Raw genomic sequence first — 23,154 nt, 5'->3', positions numbered from 1 at the left:
ATGCACGAAGGCTTGGCATGTTTGCAGCAGATTACCAAAACGGGAAAACCACACCGAGCGGAAACTCCATAGCCCTTGTTCCGAGAACCGGGCAATGGATTGTAAAGTGTAGTATTTACCCCGGTGCGAATAGCTGCTCAGGTACTGCAAATCAAAGAGCTTTCGAAATACGGTGCAGCGAGCCGGGTTGCCCAGAGCTTGCCTAAGCTCGTCGAGAGTGGCGACTTTGTGTCGATCAAAGAATTGTATGAGGGCCTGCAGATGATATTTGGGTGTATTCATAATGAGACTATTAGCCTTTATGGTTGCAATTGTCAAGGCCAATATTCTCACTATGACAAGATTTCTGATTATTGTATGACTTTTATTTACAGGCGCTTTCATGCTTAAGTTGATATTTTTAAATTGATTTAGTTAGCCCTATTTAATGTTATTTAATAAATGAGTGGTCCCTTAGTCTGGGCCTTTCGTTTCCTGTAATCATTACAGATACTCCGCCATCGAAACCGTCCGGTCGCCGAGCATATTGACGTAACTTCCCATCTCGTTGTCGTACCAGCCGTATATGACCGCCTGGGTCAGGGGCACCCGCACAATTTTCTCGCGCAATGAAGAAATCAGGTCGGCATCGATTCCCAGCGCCTTTTCGAGGTCGATGGTTACTTCGGCCGTTCGGGTGTGGGTCTCGTGCCCCTCGACGATGGCAGCCGCTCTCGGCAGCCCGATGACATCACAGGACACATTCTGATTGTCGGAATAATGCAGGTAGCCGTTGGGGTCGCTTTCAGCCGCCTTTCGATAAACGGAATTGATGGTTTCCCGGCGGATCGGGTCCCCGGACAATTCCTCCTGGAGGTTCATCACCAGTATGATCAGCGAGCCGGTGGTTGTGGGAATACGAACGGATTCGGCAATAAATGCGATCTGCTTCATTTCCGGGATAACCAGCCCCAGGGCCTGGGCAGCCCCCGTGGTTGTCAGGATGATATTGTTCATAACGCTTCTGTTCTTCCTCAGATCCTTTGCACCCGCTTTCGGCAGACGGTCCAGCACTTCCTGGGAGCCGGTGACGGCATGAACCGTGGCCATGGACGCCGAAAGTATTTTCTTGGGTCCAAAATAATTGATCAGCGGTTTGATCATGTGGGCCAGGCAGGTCGTGGTGCAGGACGCGTTTGAAACGGTCTTATGACGGCGGGGGTCATAATCGTTGGCATTAATCCCCATCACCGTGGTCACCGCATCTTCCGGCATGGCCGCGCCCTTATCTTTGATCTTAAACGGCGCCGACGCGATTACCTTCTCGGCGCCGGCATCCAGATGCCCGCGCAAAGACCCTTTCGGCTCATCCGGCGGCAGGGTCGGGTCCAGAAACTGGCCGGTGGTATCCACCACCAGTTTGACGCCAACGTCCTTCCAGGCAATATCGGCCGGGTTTCTGGCAGACCGTAAAAAGCGGACCCGGACGCCGTCGATACGCATGCTGCCAGTTTTCTCGTCAAGATCGCTGATAACCGGCTTTGCCCGGCAGCCATGGAGATACGCCCCCAACCGGCCATAAGTTGAATCTCTTTCCACATAATGGGCCATATCCGCGAGGGAGGTGCCCGCACTTCGCCCGATATTTACCACCAGTTCCCCAAAATATTTACGCCCCACATGGTGCCAGACAGACATTTTGCCGATCCTGCCGAAACCGTTGATCCCCAGCGTTAATTCGCTTTCATGTGCGGACCGCTCTTCCATGTTCCTCCTTTCTTAGTCTGTTATTCCGCCTTCATCTTCAGCAACCCCTGATAGACAGTCCCCTGCTGCCCATCGATGCTGATGAAATCTCCTGTTTTCATTTTTTGGGCGCCGAAAACGCAGAGCTGCTCTTTTTCATGACAGATCAGGTTGCCGCAGCCCACCACGCACGTTTTTCCCAGCCGGTGCGCAACCACCGCGGCATGGGACGTCAAGCCGCCCCGGGCCGTTAAAAGTCCGTCGGCTGCAAAAATCTCGCGGATGTCGTCCGGAACCGTATCGCTCCGCAACAGTATCAGGGCCGTTGCGGGCTCCAGCCCTCTCCACTTGTCGATCTCATCCAGACTGAACACGATCCGCCCGCTCATGGCGCCGCCGCTGACGCCGATGCCGTGGCCTAAAAACTTTTGCTCGGCCGCCCCGTCCAAATCAAACGTAACATAATCCTTCCGTTCCCGGATGGCCATATCCCGCGTCTGGAGCAGGTACAGATGGTCGGCTGCCGGCGATTCAAACGTAAACTCCATCTCCTGGGGGCTCCATCCTTTTTCATAAATCAGATCATTGGCCCATTCTTCCAGCTTGTTGTAAATCTCCGGAAAGTGCGTTTCCAGGGTGATGTCGGTGTCTCTATTTTCGATCTCCTGCTGCATGACGGATACGGGCAACGTTTTCACCAGTCCGGAAACCACGTCTTCTCCCTGGTTTTCAAGGGTAAAATCGCCCCACAGCCTCAAACTGTCGCCGGGCCACCTGGGATTATGGGTAAAAATAACGCCGGTCCCGGACTGTTTGGAAATATTGCCGTAAACCATGGTCTGAATGGTCACCGCCGTGCCCCAATCGTCCGAAATCCCCATGATCTTGCGGTAGGCTTTGGCTTTGGACGAGTCCCAGGAATCCAGAACCTTTCCGATAATGACGTAAAGCTGCTCGTAGGGAGATTCCTCAATCACAATTCCGGTATCCTGAATCAGCGCCTTGTAGGCCAGCGCCACCTGTTTCATCTGCGCGCCGGTAAAGCTGCGCTTAAACGGGACCCCGAAGCGCTGTTTGAAATCGTCGATGATCGCGTCAAAATCATCTCGCTCAAGATCAAAGGCCATGCCGTAGCACTGGAGAAAGCGCCGATAATTATCCCAGGCAAACCATTCATTGTTGCTTTGGGCGGCAATGCCGGCGGCGATTTCCTCATTGATGCCCACATCCAGAAACGTATCCATCATCCCCGGTTGGGAAATGGACGAGCCGCTCCGGACTGAGAACAGCAGCGGGTTTTTGGGATCGCCGAAAGTTTTATGGGTTTTTTTATCCAGCGCGGCGATCTGCTGGGCGATCTGCTCTCTTAAATTCCGTTCCGCCGACTGGTACGCTTTGATGACATCGCGTGAACGAAACACCTCGGTGGTGATAATAAAGCCGGGGGGAACCGGCAGGCCGTATTGCTTCAGCTTGACCATGTTCAGGCCTTTGTTGCCCAGATGGATGATGCCGGAAACCCTGTTTTCGGTTTGGTCGATAGACGAAAGCGCGCTGCGGTGATCATAGAGCAGGAGGGTTTGCAGCTTGTCCTTTGGTACTTTTTCGGCTTGCAGAAAGAGGGTGTTGAGGATGCGGCTCAAAAACAGGTCCATCTGCTGAAGTCCCAGTGACAGGGCGATCCGCTCCCGGAAGAAAATCTCCGAAACCCGGTGCTTCACTTTTTCAGGATCTGCTTCGTGATCCCGGGGCAGATATTTTGGAAGTATCTGCTCCACCGGCAGGCGGGTAAGGATCCGGTCCAGATTGCGTTCATGGATGTTATTGAAATAATCGTTGATGATATTTTTTACCGCCTGGGCGAACCCTTTGAAAATATCCAGATACTGGGTAAAGGTGAACCCCCTGACCTCCAGGGAGTGGACCAGAAAGTCGAGCTGCCGCTCAATTTCATCCGACGATATGCCGTCGAGCTTCAACGCTTTATTGAACAGTTTCAAGCGCTCATAAACCTGAAAAAAAGTCGCTTTGGTGATCAAACCAAGATCGATGCTGTCCACCAGCTCTTCAAAAAGAACATTGATAAGGGCTTCAATCCGGAAGGTCAGTCCCAGGGCATCAAATTTTATTTCATGATAGCTGCCGTACATGGACGGGATATCAACGGTAAAATGCCGCTTTTTATAAATATCTTCCCGGATTTCGAAAGTCTCGACAGACAGGATGGTTTTTTTCAGAATCTCCAGATATTCCAGCAGGCCTGAAATTTTCTTTTTGAGGTCTTTTTCAGCCAGAGCCTCTTTTAACCGAATTAAATCCGGGAAGGCTTCAGCCCTTAGCTGGGCCATATAGTGCTCCATCCCGCCGGCGTCAAGGCTGTATTTCTGTTGCAGCAGCCTGTAGAAAGAAATGGCCAGGTTAACCCTTTCCAAATCCTTTCCGCTGCCATCCGTAAACCCTTTCAGCAGATCGTCGATATTCCGGGACTTGTCCGTCAGAAAATCCCCGGGGATGGCGACGCCTTTTTCCGTCAGGCTTTTCAGCACCCTGTGGACGCCGTCAATGAAAGGGCCGCGGGTTTTAACCTGATCGTAGAGGCTGGGGGGGATAAATGGTTTTAAACCGCTTTTGTCTTTTGTTTTCCAGAAGTTCAAGACGGCATCCATGAAAAGGATAATCCGGTTGCTGCTTTCAACATGACTCTGTTTTCGCAAAAAGTGAATCAGAACATCCTTGCGGTTTGATATTTCATCAATGTTTGTGGAAATATCCCGAAGCTCGCCTTCAGCGCCGATATCGTTGAAAAAGGTCGGAAAAAGCCGGGCCATTTGCTTGACCAGGTTATAAACCGGCCCGATATCGCTGTTCAGCAGGTGGGTGATATCGCGCGGAAAAAGATCGGTGTCCTTTATAAACACACCGCACAAAGAAAGATGAATGATCAGCGCTGAAAGCAGCCGGGGCGACCATTTGGGATTCAGTTCGGTCAGCTCCAGCCACGTTCTGATGTTCAGGATATGGGCGCTGTTGACCTTGATTTGCCAGTCGTTGCCGACGCCGCCGATCATGGGCGCCTGGAATCCCAGATCGATCATGGAGTCGATAAAGGCGTTCACCAGGTCGATTTCATCGGTTTTATAAACGGCCTTGCCCATATTTAAGACGCAGTTCAGCGCCGTTTCCGGAAAGCGATGGGTGCGGGTTTGCAGGATGGAGAAGGTTTTCTGAACCAGCTGCTGAACGGTTTTCGCGTCTTCATGGCCGATGAGCCAGGTCAGGGTCCGGTTGATGTCCCGCAGGGCTTCTTCGTGAATGATGGAAAGGCCCGCAATATTCATTGTATGGAAAATAAATACCAGTTTCCACATGTTGCCCTGATCATGTTCAGACCCGGCCGCAAAGAGTTTTTGCGGAATGCCGCGGTACTGCGCCACGATCTGTTGATAACTCGGCAGTTCAATCAGCCGTTTTAAAACGAACGGTGCATCGGACTTTTTCTCTTTGGCAATGGCATCCAGTCTACCATTTAATTCATTGATATCCCCATGGGTGATGCCCCTGAAAATACCTTCCGGTATTTTCTCTTCGGCCGGCAGGCCGACCTCTTTGCTGAACCAGCTTAAGGGGTCTTCTTCTTTCAGCCAGTATGCGTATGTTTCCTTAAGGTATTTAAAAAGAAGCGAATTGACGGGTTCTAAATCAAGCGCGTTGCCGTCATCAGGCAGGCGGATGAGCAATTCCGCCAGGCGTTTGATTTGATAAAAGCTTTTGAGAAATAAAAAGAAATTGCCTTTTTTAAATTGCCGGATCTGGTTAAAAGCGCTGTTGAGAACCGGCATAAACCGGCCGATCTCGGCGCCGCTTTCTTTTATGACTTTTTGCAGAAAAAGAAGCAGATTGTCGGCCGCATCGGTTTTGACCTCCGGTTCCCCCGCCTCTCTGATGCTATTGGCAAAAATATCGACAATGAGCGCCGCCGCCTGGGGCCCCCTGGGATGATGGATGAAAAGATGAAAATAGTCCAGGGAATAGCCTCTGGCCTCCTTGACGATAAACAGCCAGTTTCGATAGGGATGGGAAAGCTCCTTCAGGAAAACCGTCAACCCCTCGGCCAGACCGTAGTAACCCGACATGATTTCCTGCAGTGCCGCGTATTTGGGGTCGATGGCCACATCGACCTGATAGCTGGCCAGATTGACTTCAAGCGCCTTGGACTCGACCATCAAATTCTCCCGGAGCTATACTGGTTTTAATAATCTCAATAATAGAATGTTATCAACCGCCTTATAACAATGACGACATAGGGTTAAAAGTCCTCCTGCCCCCCCGTGGCAAAACTGCTCGACATGAGCCATTCGGCCCTGAGTCATTCGACAGAAAGACTCATGACCGATGGGCTTGCCGAATGTGGAGGAATAATTCCCCTCTTTTGAAAAGGGGGGGGCAAGGGGAGATTTATCAATAAGCGTCCATTCAATTGTGAGATTATTATATAGCAATGTACCAGAGGTTCTCCGGGTTTTCAAGGAGATTGAGAGTAGGGGCGCCCCGTACCAGCAGGAAAGAGAATGCGTTCGCTGTTAAGGGAAAAGAGACCTTTACCGATGAGAGAGCGCAATCAGGCGGTACACCAACATTCCCGCCAGCCAGGCGATATCTTCGGGTAAAAATATTTTCCCGATGGTTTCATCGAAAAGGATGTTGGCCTCGGGTGGAAATTCCGGGTCGCCTTCCCACAGAATCAGCCGCAGCCGAACACGCGGGAACAGGCTGAACTCAAAAGCAGCGTCGCCGGGCTCAACCGCTTTTCCGCTCAGTTGCACGGAGGCCCGCACCAATCCGGCGGCATTGCTGCCGAATGTTTTTTTGAGCGGGTCCACGGCCCTTTTGACAAACGCGCTGAAATAAAACGCCGCACCCGGGATGTCGCGATAGGCCACCCAGTTTCCGGTCAGCGCCGGCACATCCTGGGCCAGCATATAATGCAGGATCAGAATCTGTTCCTGAATCGGCACATCCTTTTTCCCATCCTGTTCATCGCTGAAATCAAACTCAGGAAAATGAACGGTATAAACACGGTCCAGAAAGGGAACCCTGAAAACATGCTGCTCCGGCACGCTGAACTCCGTGCGCCGGGCGATCGCCTCAAATGATTCGGCTGAAATTTTCTGAACCGCTATTTTTTTTGCGGCAATATAATCGTCGATCCGCGCCATGGATAATCCCCCGTGCTTTATTATTATTTATAAAAGATGATATCGACGTATATACCAAAAAAAAGGTCATGACAATAACGGTTCCGGTTAAAAAAACGAAACCCTTAACTGCCCTTTAACTTCAGCCTTCAGCCTATCGCTACCTTTCTTCACCCTTGACACCCCGGTGCCTGTTCGCTAAAATCCCTGCAAATAAACGTCCAATTCCCCTGTCTTTATATATTTGGACGCAGACGGGCATAAAAGCATACCCGCTGCTCAGGCGCGGTTTGGCCGGAGGATACATGCACAAATTAAAATTGTGGATTTTCTTGGCAGCACTGATAGTCGTTTCCTGTACGTTGTCTCAACGCGATCCGACTGGGTTTGTTCCAATGCGAGAAGCGCCTGCCCCAGGGTATACGAGGGTGTCTGAATACTTCGGAATTGATTTTTATGCATAACGAAAATTTAAACGCCGGCCAATTGAAAAAGGATGACGGCCTGCACGAGTACGTACATGGCGGCGGAGAGAGACTATTGGACCCGAATGCGCGCAGCGGCATTTACATCAATGACACATTGCCAATGAGCGCCATTGTGTTTAAGAGAAAGAATTGCCCGGAAGAATATTGTTTTGACTCGCCGGTTGTAGTGCGAAACATCGACGGAGTTGAATTCGTGAGGGAACGGCCCAAGCCCGTTCAACCGACGCGCTGAATCGCCAGGCTGATGGATAACGCCCGACCAATATGATTCGGACAAAACTCAATGAAGCTTCGAAAACACTTACGGTTGTTGATTATTGTAACCATAGCTTGGCTTCTCTTTTGGATTGCAGGCCTTCCGGATTATTTCCAGCAATATTTTTTCAAATTTATGGTTATATTTAATGGGACATCCTGTGGCCCAAGCCAAACCCTGTAGTATGCCTCGGCGGCTGACGCGGGCCTCTCTAAGCAGCGGGGCACGGCATTTAGCGGAAGTGGATCCCGACCTGGGCGCTGTCCTCAGCCGACTGGGCGTGCCGCCGATGTGGGGACGAAAACCAGGGTTCCCTGCTCTCATTCAAATCATCCTCGAACAGCAGGTTTCGCTGGCCGCGCGCACGATGTATCGGCGGCTCACCTCTCAGCTGGGCGCTATGACGCCGGAAGCGCTCTATGCAATCCAAGTGAGCGGGTTGAGGAATTTCGGGCAGACCCGGCAGAAAGCCGGCTATTGTCATGGTCTGGCTGCACGCATTCTCGACGGAAGCCTCGACCTTACTTCAATTGCCCACGGCCCGGATGATATGGGAAGGCAGGCATTATTGGGTGTTCCAGGGCTCGGACCTTGGAGCGTAGACATCTATTATCTCATGGCCCTACGACGTCCTGATGTCTGGCCTCAGGGGGACTTGGCGCTGGCAGCAGCGCTCCGTGACGTCAAGCATTTAAATGCACTCCCCACGAGAAATGAGCAGCAGCACCTGGCTGGTGCCTGGGCTCCGTGGCGCTCGGTCGCAGCCCGGATCTTGTAGGCGCACTATCTCGTCGCACGAGGCCAGTACCTGCCACTGCCGGATTAAAAAGCGTGAGATTCTCAACTATGGATGCATCAAACGGCACCCATTTCCGGTAAGATTGCGCTAACGATACTTATTCACCAGAGCAAAAGCAAAAGGAGGATTTAAATGTCTGCAACTGATATTACCGGGCGATTGGCGCGGTACATGGTAGAAGCGCGGGACCGAAGTCTCGCGCCGCACGTGGCACAGGAAACCAAACACCGCGTCCTGGACACCCTGGCCGCCATGGTGTCGGGCGCCCATCTCAAACCCGGAGAGATGGCGATCCGGTACGCACGCGCCCAGGGCGGGGTCGCGGAAGCGACCGTCGTCACCACCGATATCCGGACTTCCGCCGTAAACGCTGCGCTGGCCAATGCGATGTTTGCCCACGCCGACGAGACCGATGACTTTCACCCGGCCGCAAAAGCCCATCCCGGCTGCTCCGTCGTACCTGCGGCCCTTGCCATGGCCGAGCGCGAGGGCAGATCGGGTACGGAACTGCTAAACGCGGTGGCGCTGGGCTACGACCTCTGCTGCCGCTTTCTGCTGGCGCTCGGCGCGGACCTGGTGCGCAAGACGCACCGCAGCGCCGAAGGCACCAGCTCCACCATGGGCAGCGTGGGGGCGGCTGCCGCACTGGCCCGGCTGGATGAAAAGGGGATGCGCCACGCGCTTTCATACGCCGCCCAGCAGGTATCGGGCATATGGAGTTGGGTCCGGGATGCCGAGCATGTTGAAAAGGCTTTTGACTTCTCCGGCATGGGCGCCCGCAACGGCGTGACGGCCGCAATCATGTCGCAGATGGGATTCAGCGGCGTCTGGGACGTGCTGGATGGCGAACACAATGCGTTCATGGCGCTGTCCGCCGACCCGAAACCGGCGGAAATGGTTGCGGAACTGGGAAGCCGCTATTACGTAACCGAAACCGCCATAAAGCCTTTTTCAGTGGGCTATCCGATCCAGGCGCCGCTGGACGCCTTCCTCAGACTCCATCGCGAGCACGGACTGAGTGTAGACAATGTGGAGCGCATCGTCGTGAAACTGCCTGAGGACGGCGCCCGCATCGTCAATGACCGGTCCATGCCGGATGTCAACTGTCAGCACATCATTGCGGTCGCCCTGGTCAGCGGCACCCTTTCGTTCGAGGACAGCCATTCCTATGAACGCATGGCGGATCCGAAAGTGCGCGCCGCAAAGGCGCGCGTTGAGCTGATCGCCGACCCAAAGCTAATGGACCCCGCTGCGCCGCGAAGCGGCCTGGTGGAGGTGACGCTCCGGGACGGCCGCAGCGTCAGCCATTTTACTCGCCACGCCCCCGGCACCAAGGAAAATCCCATGGATACGAAAAGCGTGAACACAAAGGCGCGGCGCCTGATGGAGCCGGTCCTCGGCGCCGAACAGACAGAGGGCGTCATCCGGCTGGTGAACAGTGCGGAAGAAATGGAGAATGTGCGCGAGCTGCGGCCCTTCCTGGCGCGTGATAGTCACTAACATTGCCTGCGATGCCATCTTCTATAGCGGTTGTCAAAAAAACGTTCCGTTATCCCAACGTTTTTTTCTACAACCGCTTATACCGCAATTCAAGGAAAGGTCAGGATTTCCACTTCAGGATGTATGGGGCTTTGCGCCAAGGGGTCCAATGTGATGCTTTATCCTCAGAAGTTATGGTTTTCCGAAGTTTTTCCTGATGATATTGAAGAAATCGTATCTGCCATTGAACACATCGTGACAGACGATTAATTTCAGGCGTTTCGTGTCGCCGAAGTCGTATCGGCATAAAAAAAGCCCCACTCGAAAGAGCGGGGCTTTTTTTAACAACAGGGTAATTCTTTAAATTTCCAGCCAGGAATCGGAATACAGGGAATTGCCCAAGATAACATTGACCGTTTTTACATAATCCTGCATTTCCTTGGTCAGGCCGCCCATATCGGGTGCATTGCCGTCCATGACCGAATGAATCAGCTCCACGACGTCCGGACGCTTTCCCTTGGCAATGGCGATCAGGCCGTCATCGCGCGGATCGGCGATGACCGAGTACATTCCCTTTCTTTCCAGCATGACCATGTAGGTCTGGTTGAGAATGGGGCGCAGGTGATCCGGCGGTCCGTTGGAGATGTTGGACAATCCGCAGGTGCTTTTGGCCCCCGGCGCAATGTCCTGGAGCATGGCCTGAAATTCCATCAGGCTGATGAGCTGGGGCTGCTGAATGTTCACCGGCGTAACGATCCCATCCACCCAGATTTTCTCATTGGGGATTCCGGCTTCATTGGCCGTATAGATTAATTCCACGCTCAGGGCGGCCCGTTCATTTTCGTCCCGGGGAAGGCCTTCCGGCCCCCACATCAGCGCGATAAAATCAGCGCCGCTCTCAGCCGCCAGTGGAATCATCTTTTCATAGCGCTCCGGCCGGCACATGATGGAATTAATCAGCGGCGGCAGCTTACAGACTTTCAGGGCCGCTGCGATGGCCTCGATATTGGACGTATCCAGCGCCAGGGGGACATCATCCACCACTTCCTGAACGGTCTGAACCACCCACGGCATCAGTTCATGGCCGTCTTTCTTGGCCGGACCCAGGTTGATGTCGATATAATCCATGCCCTTTTCCCGCTGGAAAAGCGCCTCCGCCTGGATCGGTTTGGGGTCGCGCTCCTTGTAAGCCTTTCCGATCGTCTTTGAAATTACGTTTAAACTTTCACCAATGAGTAACATATCTCCTCCCTTTTTGGTTATCTGGCCTTGAGAAATGCCGGAAGATGCGCTGCTTCCCGCGGGCCCACCGTGATCTTCCAGCCCGACAGCTCCTCCTCAACATCACCGGCAATCGCAGCGGCATAACCGGGTATGATCAGTTCCTTGTGATTGACCTTGTCCGCGATCCCGGATTTTTTGACAAACGCGCCCACATCATCGCCGGAAAATTTTCCGGCCGCCCAGGCCGTCATGACCGACAGACCTTCGGAATCCTTGATGAGAAGCCAGGAAGGAACCCGGCTCCCTTCAATTTCACCGGAAACGATGAAATAGGTCAGGGCAAAATTGGTGGTGACCAGTACAGGTGAATTCTCATTGGGGTTGCCGATTTCGTAGATGCCCTCGGTCACGGTCATGGGGCGCTGGGGGTCTGTAAAAATGTTGAGCCGTTCCAGCAAAAGCGGAAAGAGACTCTCGCCGCTGAAATCGGAAAGAATGACGGTGCCGCCGTATTTGGCGATGAACATGGCGGCAATCACGGTTTCCATATCGCTGTTTGCGGCCATCTCACAGGGAAACGTAATGGTGGGAAAGCCCAGGGCGCGGTTGCCTTTTTTCAGCGCCGCCCGCCGGATGCTTACCTGGTCCTCAAAGGCCTGCTTGACCTCCCGGGAGCCCGGATCCAGCACGATATCTTTAAGACCCATCTCGGTCAGTTTGGTGGTCAGCGCGATCAGCCCTTCCACCGAATCGGCCCTGGCGACAATGGGCAGATCGTTTTCTTTGGCCAGGGCGCCGCAGGCATCCATGTTGTCCGCGGTGGCGGCGTACAGCAGCGGTCGCTTGAATTTAGCCGCTTCGATGCCGGCCTTCAGGACATCCATGTTGTCCGACATCAATACCAAGTTGAACTCGGAGGTTTCCGCAATCAATTTCGCCTTTTCGGCAAAAGCCGCTTTGTCCCCGCCGACATCCTTTAATGCCACCAGTTCAGGCCGCAGGTTGAGCCCCACGCGTTCAAATTGAAACGCGTTCCAAATTTTCAATTTGGATTTGAGTTCCTCTGTCGGCAGATCGGATGCGATCATGGCGCCGATGGCGGTTTTGTTATAAAAGGTTTTCTCATGCCGGTAGAGCACGGTTTCGCCGCCGGTGGTAAAGGCTCTGACACCTTTTCCCACGGCGACCGGACGAATCGGCGGGGCCGACGCTTCCGCCAGCTGTTCGCGCGCCTCGTCGGATACGTACGGGCAGCTGTCCAGTTCGGCCTTGCCGGATGCCAGGTTCATGGCAAACGCCAGGCAGGTGGGCACACCGCATTCCTTGCAGTTGGTTTTCGGCAGGAGTTTAAATATTTGGATTCCGGTTAAAGCCATTGTTGTCTCCTTCTGATTTAGAGAGTTAACGCAGGTAGTTACGTTAATTGGATATCATGTTTCAGCGTTTGCTGGACATGGATTGTCGCCGTGGCTGCGGGGGAACGGGATCTTTATCCGTTCCCCCGCAGCAGACCTGACAATATCAGGAAATGATCGGGTCCATTGAAAGGGCCGGATGCCCTTTTTCCTTGAGGTAAGCCATAATCTCTTCCTCGGTGGTCCCGACCGTTTCATCGGCAATCATCTCATACAAATTGGGAACCCCCATGTCCGCGCCGCGCTTCTCAATTCTTTCCTTAATCTCTTCCTTGAGCATCTTGGGCATCCAGACCATCCGCAGGAGTCCGCCGTCGCCGACGATGAACTTGCCCTGGGTGATATTGAACTTGGAATGGCCGACAAAGCCGGGCGAAGACGCCCCGCCGCCCATTACGCCGGCCAGGGTGGTGAATTTCATACCGCAGGGGGTTTCGCCCATATATTCCCGGTTGACCGTCATCACGCCGTTACAGCCCGGCAGCATGGCCGCGATGCACTCGCAGCAGCCGCAGGTGGTCATGGGGTCTTTTACCATGGAGTAAAAGTTGTAATGGGTGACGGCGCCCCGGGAGGCCTTATAGACAAACTCGTTGACGCCTTTCCACTGTCCCAGAACCGGGTCCAGGCATTCCCCCTTCTGAATGGGCTGGTTCGGTCCGGTGGGGTTGATCTCAAAGGAAGCCTTGCAGTCCATCCAGTTATAGGCGCCGCAAAGGCCGGTTCGCTCCGGGCTGACCGTACAGACATGACTGGGTGCAAAGGACTGGCACAGCGTACAGGAATAATAGGTCTCTACGGCCTCGTCCGTCATCTTTTCCACCCGCTCATCCCGCATCTTATATTCTTCGCGGGCCCGTTTCGTCAGTTTCTCGACATCGGCCTTTTTGGTATAGAGGGTCACCTGGACCTTGTCCACGATCTTCTGGAAATCCTGGTGGAATTTGGCATGCAGGACCGTGCCGATATCCTTGAGCCTAAAGCCCTTCTCAACGGCGCCCTTGCTGACGCGGATCCAGGCGATATCCCGCTGGCCGATATGCATGACGCCCTGGATGTAGTTGATCAGGTGATGGATCTGGCGCTCCAGGATCGGCTCGAAATCCGCCTGGAACTCACGTCCGGCGATCTGTACATAGATGCCCAGGGGTATGTTGTCGCCGGCCTTTACCTTGTCGAGATCGTCGCCGATGACCTCGACCTTGCCGTCTTCAATCTCGTTCATATCAGCCATCTTGACCAGCTCGGTGCAGGGGGTCTTTCCGCCGCCCATCTGGCATAACAGGTCGGCCCCCCGCACGCGCTCGCCCTCATAGGCCGGGCCAAAGGCGCAGGGGATGTCGATGGTGGAAACCGTGACCTTGAGCCCTCTGACTTCAACCGACCGCTGCACGATTTCCTCATGGGGAACATTGGCCACCACGTGTTCATAGGTGCAGATGCCGGTGGGCAGAATTTCAGGAATATCGGTGTCCGCCAGGGTCGGAAAACCCCAGTTGACGCATCCGGCCGCAGCCGCACCCCATTCGGTGCCGACTTCGCCCAGGGCGTTGACGAATGCAAAAATCCGGTTCTTGTTGTACATGAGCATCTTTTTGTAGTCGCCCGGCTGAACCCCGCCGAAGGCCATGGCCGCCCGGTTGGCGAACCCGAGGGCAAAGATGGCCGAAGAAATATACGGCCCGAACGGTACGATGCGGGTATTCCAGCCGATCTGAACACCGGCCTCGATCAGCTGCTGGGCCACGCTGGTGTCATTGTGGCCGGCCGCCAGGAAAATATAAAGGCTGCGCTTCTGGTAATCCTCCACAATCATTTTGGCGATTTCCGGATCCGGGGCTGCGCCGACAATGGCCGCAAACCCGGGGGCCGAACCGTCCACGAATTCAACGCCTCTTTTTCTGAAAACGGTGTCGTCGGCGGCCCCCAGCCAGATTTTACCGGCCTCGATATCCGGGTCTTCCGAATGCAGGTAGAAATCCGGTTCATTCAGATACCGCAGGGCCTCGCGAATTTCAAAGGCAAACAGGGTCGCCATGCCGGCGTCCAGCAGGGGCCCGAGATAGGGCAGATGGTTGACATTCTTTACATGGGGGGGCAAGAGCCCCCGGGCAAAATCGAGCGGTTTTTTCATGTCCTCAAGGGTTTCAACCTTGATGCCGAGCAGTGAGTAGATAACCGGCAGAAAATAGGCCGTGTTGGGAAATCCGACCTTGGTATCCGCATTATAGGTCGCCAGCGCTTTTTTGTATTCGCCTTGAACCTTTGATACGATATTATAGCCACCTTGAATGGCTGCAAACGCGACTAATTTAGACATACGTTCCTCCTTCGTTGAGGATATTATCGAACCTCAGATTGTTAATAGAATCATCACCTGTTCCAATTACATGGCTTCCAGCTTCTGGCGATCGGCCATATCCATCAGGACGCGCTCACGGGCCTTGTCAATGCCCAGCGCTTTTCGCTTCTTGTCGATATGGGCAATCATCTTATGGGCATGTTTGATGGGGTCTGCCTCGCAGTCCCACATGCCGCCGTAGATTTTTTCAAGATCCTTGAACAGGTAATCCTGAAACTCAGGCGCGCCGGTAATGGGCATATGAACGCCAAAAACGGTATAGACCCCCGAAGACACAAAATATTGACCAATTGCGATCGCCTTTTCACTCATCCATTCCGGAGCGCTGCCGGCCGCCGGTAGATCGCAGATGTCTTTGCCGAGTCCGCCGGCTTTGACGACTTCGGTGGCTGCCAGTAAAATGCGGGTGTTATCCACACACGAGCCCATATGAAGGACCGGCGGAATCCCGACGGTTTCACACACTTCTGCCAACCCGGGCCCGCAGTAGACCGGCGCCGTTTCCGGCGTCAAGAGGCCGTGCATGCCGCAGGCGATGCCGGCGCAACCGGTAGTCAGGACAATCACGTCATTTTTAATCAGTTCCTTTATCAGCGTGATGTGCGTATTATTGTGGGTCGTCCGGGCGTTGTTGCACCCCACCACCCCGGCGATGCCCCGGATGCGGCCGTTGATGATGTTGTCGTTGAGGGTATAGTAACTGCCCCGGAACATGCCGCCCAGGTGATATTCAATCGATTCAACGCCGAACCCGGCAATCTGGGTGGCTTTCTGGCGCGGAATCATTACTTCCGCTTTGCGGTTCTGGAGGTTGTCGACGGCCATTTTGACGATGCGCTTGGCATCTTCCATGGCATGATGCTCATCGAATTCGATGTGGATCACATTTTCCTGCTCCATCTTTGCCATGGGATGGGTAGTAATCAGCTTGGTATGGAAGCACTTGGCCACATTGGCCAGGTTCTGGAATACACACTGGACGTCCACCACCATGGCTTCACAGGCGCCGGTAACGATGGCCAGCTCCTGCTGCAGGAAGGTGCCGGCCGGCGGTACGCCGTGGCGCTGCAGGATTTCATTGCCGGTGCAGCAGATGCCGCCCAGCTGTATGCCTTTGGCGCCTTTTGTCTTGGCATAGTCCACCATCTCTTTGGACTGGGCCGCGGCCACGATCATCTCGGAAAGAATCGGCTCATGGCCGTGGATGATGATATTGACATGATCCTGCTTCATGATGCCGAGGTTGGCTTCGGACTGCAGGGGATAGGGTGTGCCGAACATGACATCCTGCAGATCGGTTGCCATCATCGCACCACCCCATCCATCGGCCAATGATGTTCGGGTGCATTGCTTCACAATATTTTTATAGTCTTGATCGACGCCCATGTGGGTGCGATGCATGATATCGACCACTTCCCTGTCGATATTGCGTGGGAGTACACCCAGCTTTTTCCATCTTTCGTAAAGTGGCTGGGGCGCCCGTTTCAGGTAGCGCAGTTCGCCTTCCGGCTTGCCCCACTCCGCCAATGCTTTTTCAGCAACTTCAAGGGCGATTTCGTCAATCTTACGATCCACCTCTTTACCGTCGACTTCCATTGTCGTTGCCACGTCAAAATGAGGCGCAATCGACAGCAGTTTCTGGGGATCCTTTATTTTATAATCGTCGGTTTCTTTGGTTGCCACCGACATGAAAACTTCGGCCACACTGCGGCCGTGGTCCGAATGGGCTGCCGTTCCGGCTGCCACCATCCGGGCAAAGTTCCGGGCCGCAACGGTATTGGCGGTGGCGCCGCACAGTCCTTTGCGATCGTCGCCCCCTTCGATCCCCGATTTGGGAAGCGGGAGACGGCAAGGCCCCATGGCGCAGTTTTTACAACAGGTGCCCTGGATGCCTATGTTACAGGGCTTCATGCTCTCGGCCCTGTCAAATACGGTTTCAACGCCCAGTTCCTGGGCGCGCAGGATCATCTGCTGGGTTGCGATATCGATGGAAGCCTTGACGGGATCGGCCTTTTTTGAGGCCTTTTCCGATTTAACTTCCGCTGCTTTTTTTTCTTCTGCCATTAGAGGTTCCTCCTCATATTTGTTGTTCAAGCGATTAAACATGCGAGAGATCTTCCCGGTGTCTAAACGCGCTTGGTTTTTTCCTGTCGATTAAGCGACTCTTCGATGAATTCGCTGGAGTCTGTCCATCATTTTATCAAGCGAGGATTTCTGCTCCTCAGCCGCACTCATGGCAGCGGTTTTTGCCGGCGCCGTTTTTTTCTTGTCAATCCGTTTATCGCGTTCATTCCTTCGCTTTTCCCGAATCGCTTCTTCCTCGGCTTCGCGCTTGGCAACTTCGGCTGCCTGGGCCTTTGCTTGGGCCTCGATCTTGGTCTTTTCTTCGGCCTCGGCTTTTGCTTTGGCGTCTGCCGCAGCTTTGGCCTTGGCTTCCGCTTCCGCCTGGGCCTTTGCTTCAGCGTCGGCTTTTGCCTTTTCTTCCGCCGCCGCCTTGGCTTTGGCTTCATCTTCGGCCTTTGCCTTGGCATCTACCTTCGGCGCCGCTTTGGCTGCCGGTGCTGCAGTTTCTTCTTTTTTGGGCTCCGCTTTGGGCGCGGCCTTTGTCTCAGTTTTAGGCGCCGCCGGTTTGGCTTTTTCAGGAGCCTTTTCCGGCTTTGCTTCGGCCTTCTTGGCCGGCGCGGCTTTTTTCGCCTGATCGTCTGCGATGGTCAGGTCCGGATCGGGTGAAACAGCCGCCAGATCGATATCGACATCATCCAGTCTCTTGGCAATCCCTTCCACTTGGGTCGCCGTTCCGCCGGCGTCCATCAGATCGATAAAAGATTTGACCATGCGAACGGACTCGGGGTGCCGCATCATCAGAATATTGGAACCGGCCATCAGATAACCGACCGCCCCCACCGCCTCCATCAAAATGCCGCGTTTTTCCGGATCGCCCAGGGTGGGCGCTTCCTTGGCGTTCTGTTTGGCCTCTTTACACTTCCAAACCTCGTTGCCGAGGTTGTTAATGAGCGGCAGCTGCAGTTTGTCGTCCCCCTGGGACAACGCCGCCATTCTGATCCGCTCCATGACGGAATAGGAGTATTCCATGCCGTAGCCCAAACCGCCGGTTGTGGGATCGATAATCATGCGGTCCATGGGCATCCCCAGATTTTCCAGCAGAATATTGACCTGCTTGGCAAGGTTCACGTCAATGGGTGATGATGAAATCACGGTATGCCCGTAACCCATGGCGCTGGCGCCAATACCCTTATGGTTCTTGTCCTCCACCGGCCCCATGATCAGGTTGGCCCCCTGGCAGTCTTCAGAAAGCTGTTTCAACACTTCTTCATCTTTCTGGACATTGGCGATACCCCATATAATCAGCGGCACGTCGATGGCTTTCAGGACTTTCTTTACAGTGGCGGACGCTTCTTTTGCGCTTGTATTTTTACTGTTCGGATCGGTGCTTTTGAGCTGGAGCACGATCATGTCGGCGCCATACTCTTTGACACATTTTTTTGCCCAGGCGGCCGGATCGGAAATGACATCCTTAAACGGCGCCGTTGCCGACGCGGGCCATTCATCCGGTTCCATATCCCAGACCTCCATGGCGATTTTCGGCTTGTTGGGCATTTTCCCTTCAAACGTATAGAACGGAAAGCATGTTTCTCCGCCAACGGTGACGGCTTTTTTCCCTTTACCCAGGGAAATCTCCCTTATCCCGCCGGTATAAGATTCTTTATAAGTTTCAAAGCCCAAGGTTACCTCCTTTAAAGTAATGTGGTTATCGAGGTAGTATCAATTTAACCTTCAGTGTTTCCCGGAAAGGCATCCCTGCCCTCCCCGGCCGAATTTAATTTCAGACCCCCTTTCTATATAGATATTTTATTAAAAATGTATCTACGTCGGTAGATATAAAGCCTGTAAAATAAAATTTAAGTAAATAAGACCATGCGCCGGCCGCTAAGGTCTTCTTGGACCTGTCGGCCAGCAAACTGTTATCATTCAATAAATTCAGATGATTATAACTTTCTTGGGGCGGATTTTACCCATTCCGCCTAGTAAAAGACCAAGGGATTTTAATATATGGTGACAAACGATTTGTCAACGGCTAATCACGTGGTTTTATGTTCCGCTTTTTTCCTGATTCAGCTTTGCCTTGCGCGCCTCCTGACGGGCTTTTAATTTCGGAAACTTTCCCGTATCGGTGTGGGGCAGAAACAGGGCCGCCACATAGTTGTCCATGTAGGAGGTCGTCTCGGACAGCTCAAAATTGGTCATCTTGCGGGTCACCTCCACCACGTCCTTGCGGATGCGATTGGTCAGGGAGCTCATGCGGGCGCCCAGCAGGGACCCGTTGCCGATATAGGTGACCTTGCTCGGGTCCATTTCCGGCAGCAGTCCGATAATCATGGCCTTTTCCAGATCCACGTAGCTGCCGAATCCCCCGGCCAGAATGACCCGGTCCAAATCGGTCAGGGTCAGGCCCACCTCCTCCAGCAGTGTCATAAACCCGCTGTACATCGCCCCTTTAGCGCGAATGAGGTTGTCGATATCCGGCTCGGTCAGGACGACATCCCGGTCAATCTGGGTTTCGTCTTTCCAGGCCAGGACGTATTCGTAGATGCCGTCGCTTTTACGAATCCGCCGTGTATCTAAATCCCGGTTAAATTTTCCCAGACTGTCGATGATGCCCATTTCAAACATGGTCGCCACAGCCGTAATCAGACCGGACCCGCAGATCCCCTTGGGCCGGACATTGCCGATGGTAATATTCATGGGTTCGAGCGTCAGGGGGTCAATGGAAAAATCCTCGATGGCGCCTTTGCTGGCGCGCATGCCCAGCTTGATGCCGCCGCCCTCAAAAGCCGGTCCGGCCGAACAGGCCGCACAGGCCAGCCATTCCTTGTTGCCGATCACAATCTCGGCATTGGTGCCGATATCCATATACAGCGTCAGCTCGTCGGTGCGGTACACGCCCGAGCCCATGACGCCGGCAACAATGTCGCCGCCCACATAGCTGGAAACCGCCGGGTATACCAGCGCGGTCACATGGTCGCCCAGAGCCATGCCCAGATCGGCCGCTTTAATCGGCGGATACAGCGTCGCCGCCGGCACATAGGGCGCCCGGCGGATGCTGCGGGGATCGATTTTGAGCATCAGCTGGGTCATGGTGGTGTTGCCGGCCAGGGTGATGGTTGAAATTTCATCCGGATCGACCCCGCTCTTTTTGATAATTTTATCGAGGACCTTGTTGATGGTGGCCAGGACCACCTCGTTGAGTTTTTCCAGGCCGCCCGGTTTCTCGGAATAGACGATCCGGCTGATAACATCCTCGCCATAACTGATTTGCCCGTTAAAGTCGCCATACTCACTCAAAGCCTTGCCTGTCTTGAGATCAAGCAGCTGCCCGTAAATGGTGGTAGTGCCGATATCCATGGCGATGGCGCAGTTTCGATCGGTGGTATCGCCCGGCTGTATATTGATAATCCGGGTCTTGCTACCTTCTTGCACCGGCCGCGCCAGCGTGGCCGTGACCTTAAACTCATTCTGGCGCAGGACACGGGGTATTTTGCGAATCACGGAAATATCAACTTCCAGGCGGTGTTCATCATGCATCAGCTTCAAATAACTGACCAGCCGGGTCACATCGGGCAGGTTGTCCTGGGCGGTCGGGGCCGGCAGTTCCAGATATTTTTTTTCAACCGGGGGGACAAAAAGCCCTTTTTCCTTTAAATCATCCAGATTGATCTCTTTGATCCGGGCGGTCTGCCGGGGGGTGCGGTGCGCGTTGAGCACCTCGGCATCCATCGACGATTCTATCGGAACCCGAACCACCAGATCACTTTTAACCAACGCCAGGCAGGCCTGGCGGTAGCCTTTTTCAATGTCTTCCCGGTTGAGCTTTTCCGTAATGCCGCCGGACATTTCGCCTTCTTCGATGATCACGCGGCATTTTCCGCAGACGCCTTCTCCGCCGCAGGATGCATTCACATGAACACCGGCATCCATGGCCGCCCGGATCAGACTGGCGCCGTCCGCAACCTTAATTTCCCTTTTGTGGGGAAGAAACAGTATCTTATGCATATGCCTAAATTTTCCTTATTTTAAATTTTTCTAAATCCATTGGTACAGTTCGCTAAAAAGGCTTCTCATCCATTTTCATGCCAGACTCAGAAATTCAGCTCTTCAAACCGACAGCTCAACGCCAGGGTGTCCCCTTCAAATGCCGTATGAATGCTATAAGGCAGCGTTTTAAACAGTTCGATCATCGCCCGGTTTTGGGGAAAAGTATAGGCGAACAGCCCGGCAATGCCATTCTCCCGGGCCGCCTCCGACAGCTTTTTGATTAAAACCCTGCCAAGGCCTTTTCCCTGAAATTCCCGGGTCACCGAAAAAGCGATCTCCGCCATGTTTTTGGCCGGCTCTAGCAGGTATTCGCCGATGGCAACCACCTGCTCAAAACCGATCTCACCTATTACCGCCACTAGGGTCAGATTCTGGACATAGTCGATCTGGGAAATCTCCTGGGCCTCTTCCTGCAGAAAACTGGTGCGTTCGTGAAAAAACCTGGCAATAACGTCATCATTGGTTAGGTTATAAAAGTGCTCCTGAATGCGTCTTTCATCATCGGGCTTGGCCGGGCGGATGGTCACCGGTACCGGGTTGATTTGGAGGACCTCTTCCAGTTTTACCGGATAAACGCCGTGAATGGATTCCTTCAAGGTCCGCTCGGCGCTGAGCAGCCCCATTTTCTTGGCTTCATAAAACAGTTCGTCGCGAAATGACGGGTCTGCAATACTGATCATGGCAAGCGCCCGCTCCTGCAGGCTCTTGCCGAACAAGTTCACGGCGCCGTATTCCGAGACCACATACTGAACATCCCCCCGGGGAATGACCACGGCCGTATCCCGCAGCAGCGGCACTATCCGGCTGCGCTTGCCCTTCATGGAGGTGGAGGTGATCATCAGGATCGACTTGCCGCCTTCGGACTGGGCCGATCCCCGGATGAAATCGAGCATGCCGGTAACGCCGGAAAAATAATTAAACGGCAGGGCATCGGCCGCCACCTGGCCGGTGAGATCGATTTCCATGGCGACGTTCAGGGACACCATTTTATTGTGGCGGGAGATGATATTCGGGTCATTGACATAATCCGACGGATGAAATTCGATGCCGGGATTGTCGTTCATGAATTCATAAAGGCTCTGGCTGCCGATGGCGCTGCTGGCCACCAGTTTTCCCTCGTTGAATCCCTTTTTACGGTTGGTGATCACGCCCCGCGAAAAAAGATGCATGACATCATCGGTCAAATATTGGGTATGGATACCGAGATCATTCTTGTCCGAAAGCGCCAGCAGGGTCGCCTGTGGGGTTGTGCCCAGGCTGATCTGCATGGTGGCGCCGTCGTCGATGAGCCGGGGAATGTGACTGGCAATCAGGTTGGCGGATTCCGACTCCGGCGCCACGCCGAGGGTCAGAATGTCCTCCTCATGCTCCACAATGACATCCACATCGTTGACATGGATAAAGCTCCGGCCCAAGACCCGGGGCATGCGGGAATTGACCTGGGCGATCACCAGGTCGGCCGACAGGGCCGCCGACAGGGTGATGTCCACCGAAACGCCCAAGCTCATCCACCCGAAATCATCGGGCGGGGACACCTGGATCAGCGCCACATGGATGGGAAGCTGCCGGGTTTTAAACAGCCGCGGCACCGCCGACAGGTTGATGGGGGTGATAAACCGCATATTTCGGGCCAGCCCCTTTGTTTTGGCGGACCCCAGATAGAAAGATCGGATATTGAGACTGTGATTTTTGGTTTTGTTGGCGATCAGGGTAAGGGGGGTGCTCTCCAGAACCAGCAGGCGGACAACCTCAACATCGGTCAAATGCGCGGATGCTTCGGCAAATTCCCTTACCAGAGACTGGGGAACCCCGCAAGAAGAACCGATAAAGACTCTTTGCCCCGGCTTAATCTGGCGAATGGCATCCTGGATGCTGCACTTTTTTTGCACATAATTATCCGCCCAGTAGGTTGTAACCGCCATTCTTATCCCCTAAAAAAAACCGGAAGTTTTGATGCAGAGTTTTAAAATTTTTAAGTTAACCCAAGTGCATTTGAATATCAAGAAGAACATCAAAAAAGCAGGAATTCTCGGTGAGGGATTCAGCGGGATTTGATAACGGAAACGAAAGAACAAAAGGGTCGGGTAGACGGACACG

14 protein-coding genes are annotated in these 23,154 nt (G+C 53.8%); 3 read left to right on the top strand and 11 right to left on the bottom strand.

Features of this window, described 5'->3' with window-relative positions:
• The 4 genes from P1P89_15875 to P1P89_15860 form a co-directional block, all read right to left on the bottom strand.
• Positions 1-282 (bottom strand): hypothetical protein (locus P1P89_15875; GenBank protein MDF1592995.1); only part of this gene is annotated, 282 nt, incomplete at its 3' end.
• Between the two features lie 201 nt (positions 283-483).
• Positions 484-1,746: a glyceraldehyde 3-phosphate dehydrogenase NAD-binding domain-containing protein gene (locus P1P89_15870; protein MDF1592994.1), complete on the bottom strand. Its 1,263-nt coding sequence runs from the start codon at positions 1,744-1,746 to the stop codon at positions 484-486.
• Between the two features lie 20 nt (positions 1,747-1,766).
• A complete protein-coding gene (locus P1P89_15865) occupies positions 1,767-5,948 on the bottom strand; it encodes a PEP/pyruvate-binding domain-containing protein (GenBank protein MDF1592993.1) in 4,182 nt (1,393 codons plus the stop codon).
• Between the two features lie 375 nt (positions 5,949-6,323).
• The gene (locus tag P1P89_15860) at positions 6,324-6,941 is read right to left on the bottom strand and encodes a DUF3786 domain-containing protein (protein MDF1592992.1); all 618 of its coding nucleotides are present in this window, start codon (positions 6,939-6,941) and stop codon (positions 6,324-6,326) included.
• A 435-nt stretch (positions 6,942-7,376) separates the two neighbouring features.
• On the opposite strand from P1P89_15860, the gene P1P89_15855 reads away from it, so the two are divergent.
• The 3 genes from P1P89_15855 to P1P89_15845 all read left to right on the top strand — a co-directional run bounded on the left by P1P89_15855 (position 7,377) and on the right by P1P89_15845 (position 9,963).
• Entirely contained in the window at positions 7,377-7,640 is a 264-nt protein-coding gene (locus P1P89_15855; protein MDF1592991.1) for a hypothetical protein, read from the top strand.
• Positions 7,641-7,905: 265 nt separating this feature from the next.
• Positions 7,906-8,442 (top strand): hypothetical protein, encoded by a 537-nt coding sequence (locus P1P89_15850; protein ID MDF1592990.1) that lies wholly within the window; start codon positions 7,906-7,908, stop codon positions 8,440-8,442.
• Between the two features lie 153 nt (positions 8,443-8,595).
• Positions 8,596-9,963, top strand: coding sequence for an MmgE/PrpD family protein (locus P1P89_15845; GenBank protein ID MDF1592989.1), 1,368 nt, complete (start codon positions 8,596-8,598; stop codon positions 9,961-9,963).
• 339 nt (positions 9,964-10,302) lie between these two features.
• On the opposite strand, the gene P1P89_15840 is transcribed toward P1P89_15845, so the two are convergent.
• From P1P89_15840 to P1P89_15810, 7 genes are all read right to left on the bottom strand, one after another.
• Positions 10,303-11,184 (bottom strand): dihydropteroate synthase, encoded by an 882-nt coding sequence (locus P1P89_15840; GenBank protein MDF1592988.1) that lies wholly within the window; start codon positions 11,182-11,184, stop codon positions 10,303-10,305.
• Positions 11,185-11,201: 17 nt separating this feature from the next.
• Positions 11,202-12,542 carry an acetyl-CoA decarbonylase/synthase complex subunit gamma gene (gene acsC, locus P1P89_15835; GenBank protein ID MDF1592987.1) on the bottom strand — a complete coding sequence of 447 codons (1,341 nt, stop codon included), beginning with the start codon at positions 12,540-12,542 and terminating at the stop codon, positions 11,202-11,204.
• 145 nt (positions 12,543-12,687) lie between these two features.
• The gene (gene acsB, locus P1P89_15830; GenBank protein ID MDF1592986.1) at positions 12,688-14,901 is read right to left on the bottom strand and encodes an acetyl-CoA decarbonylase/synthase complex subunit alpha/beta; all 2,214 of its coding nucleotides are present in this window, start codon (positions 14,899-14,901) and stop codon (positions 12,688-12,690) included.
• 66 nt (positions 14,902-14,967) lie between these two features.
• Entirely contained in the window at positions 14,968-17,007 is a 2,040-nt protein-coding gene (gene cooS / locus P1P89_15825) for an anaerobic carbon-monoxide dehydrogenase catalytic subunit (GenBank protein MDF1592985.1), read from the bottom strand.
• A gap of 90 nt (positions 17,008-17,097) precedes the next feature.
• Complete coding sequence (locus P1P89_15820; protein MDF1592984.1) at positions 17,098-18,687, bottom strand: acetyl-CoA decarbonylase/synthase complex subunit delta; 1,590 nt, start codon at positions 18,685-18,687, stop codon at positions 17,098-17,100.
• Between the two features lie 366 nt (positions 18,688-19,053).
• Positions 19,054-21,015 (bottom strand): ASKHA domain-containing protein, encoded by a 1,962-nt coding sequence (locus P1P89_15815; GenBank protein ID MDF1592983.1) that lies wholly within the window; start codon positions 21,013-21,015, stop codon positions 19,054-19,056.
• A gap of 86 nt (positions 21,016-21,101) precedes the next feature.
• Positions 21,102-22,979: a GNAT family N-acetyltransferase gene (locus P1P89_15810; protein ID MDF1592982.1), complete on the bottom strand. Its 1,878-nt coding sequence runs from the start codon at positions 22,977-22,979 to the stop codon at positions 21,102-21,104.
• Positions 22,980-23,154: the final 175 nt, after the last annotated feature.

The organism is Desulfobacterales bacterium, assembly GCA_029211065.1.
GTDB lineage: Bacteria > Desulfobacterota > Desulfobacteria > Desulfobacterales > JARGFK01 > JARGFK01.
The sequence above is the reverse complement of the archived record's forward strand: the minus strand, read 5'-3'. Positions and strand labels throughout refer to the sequence as shown.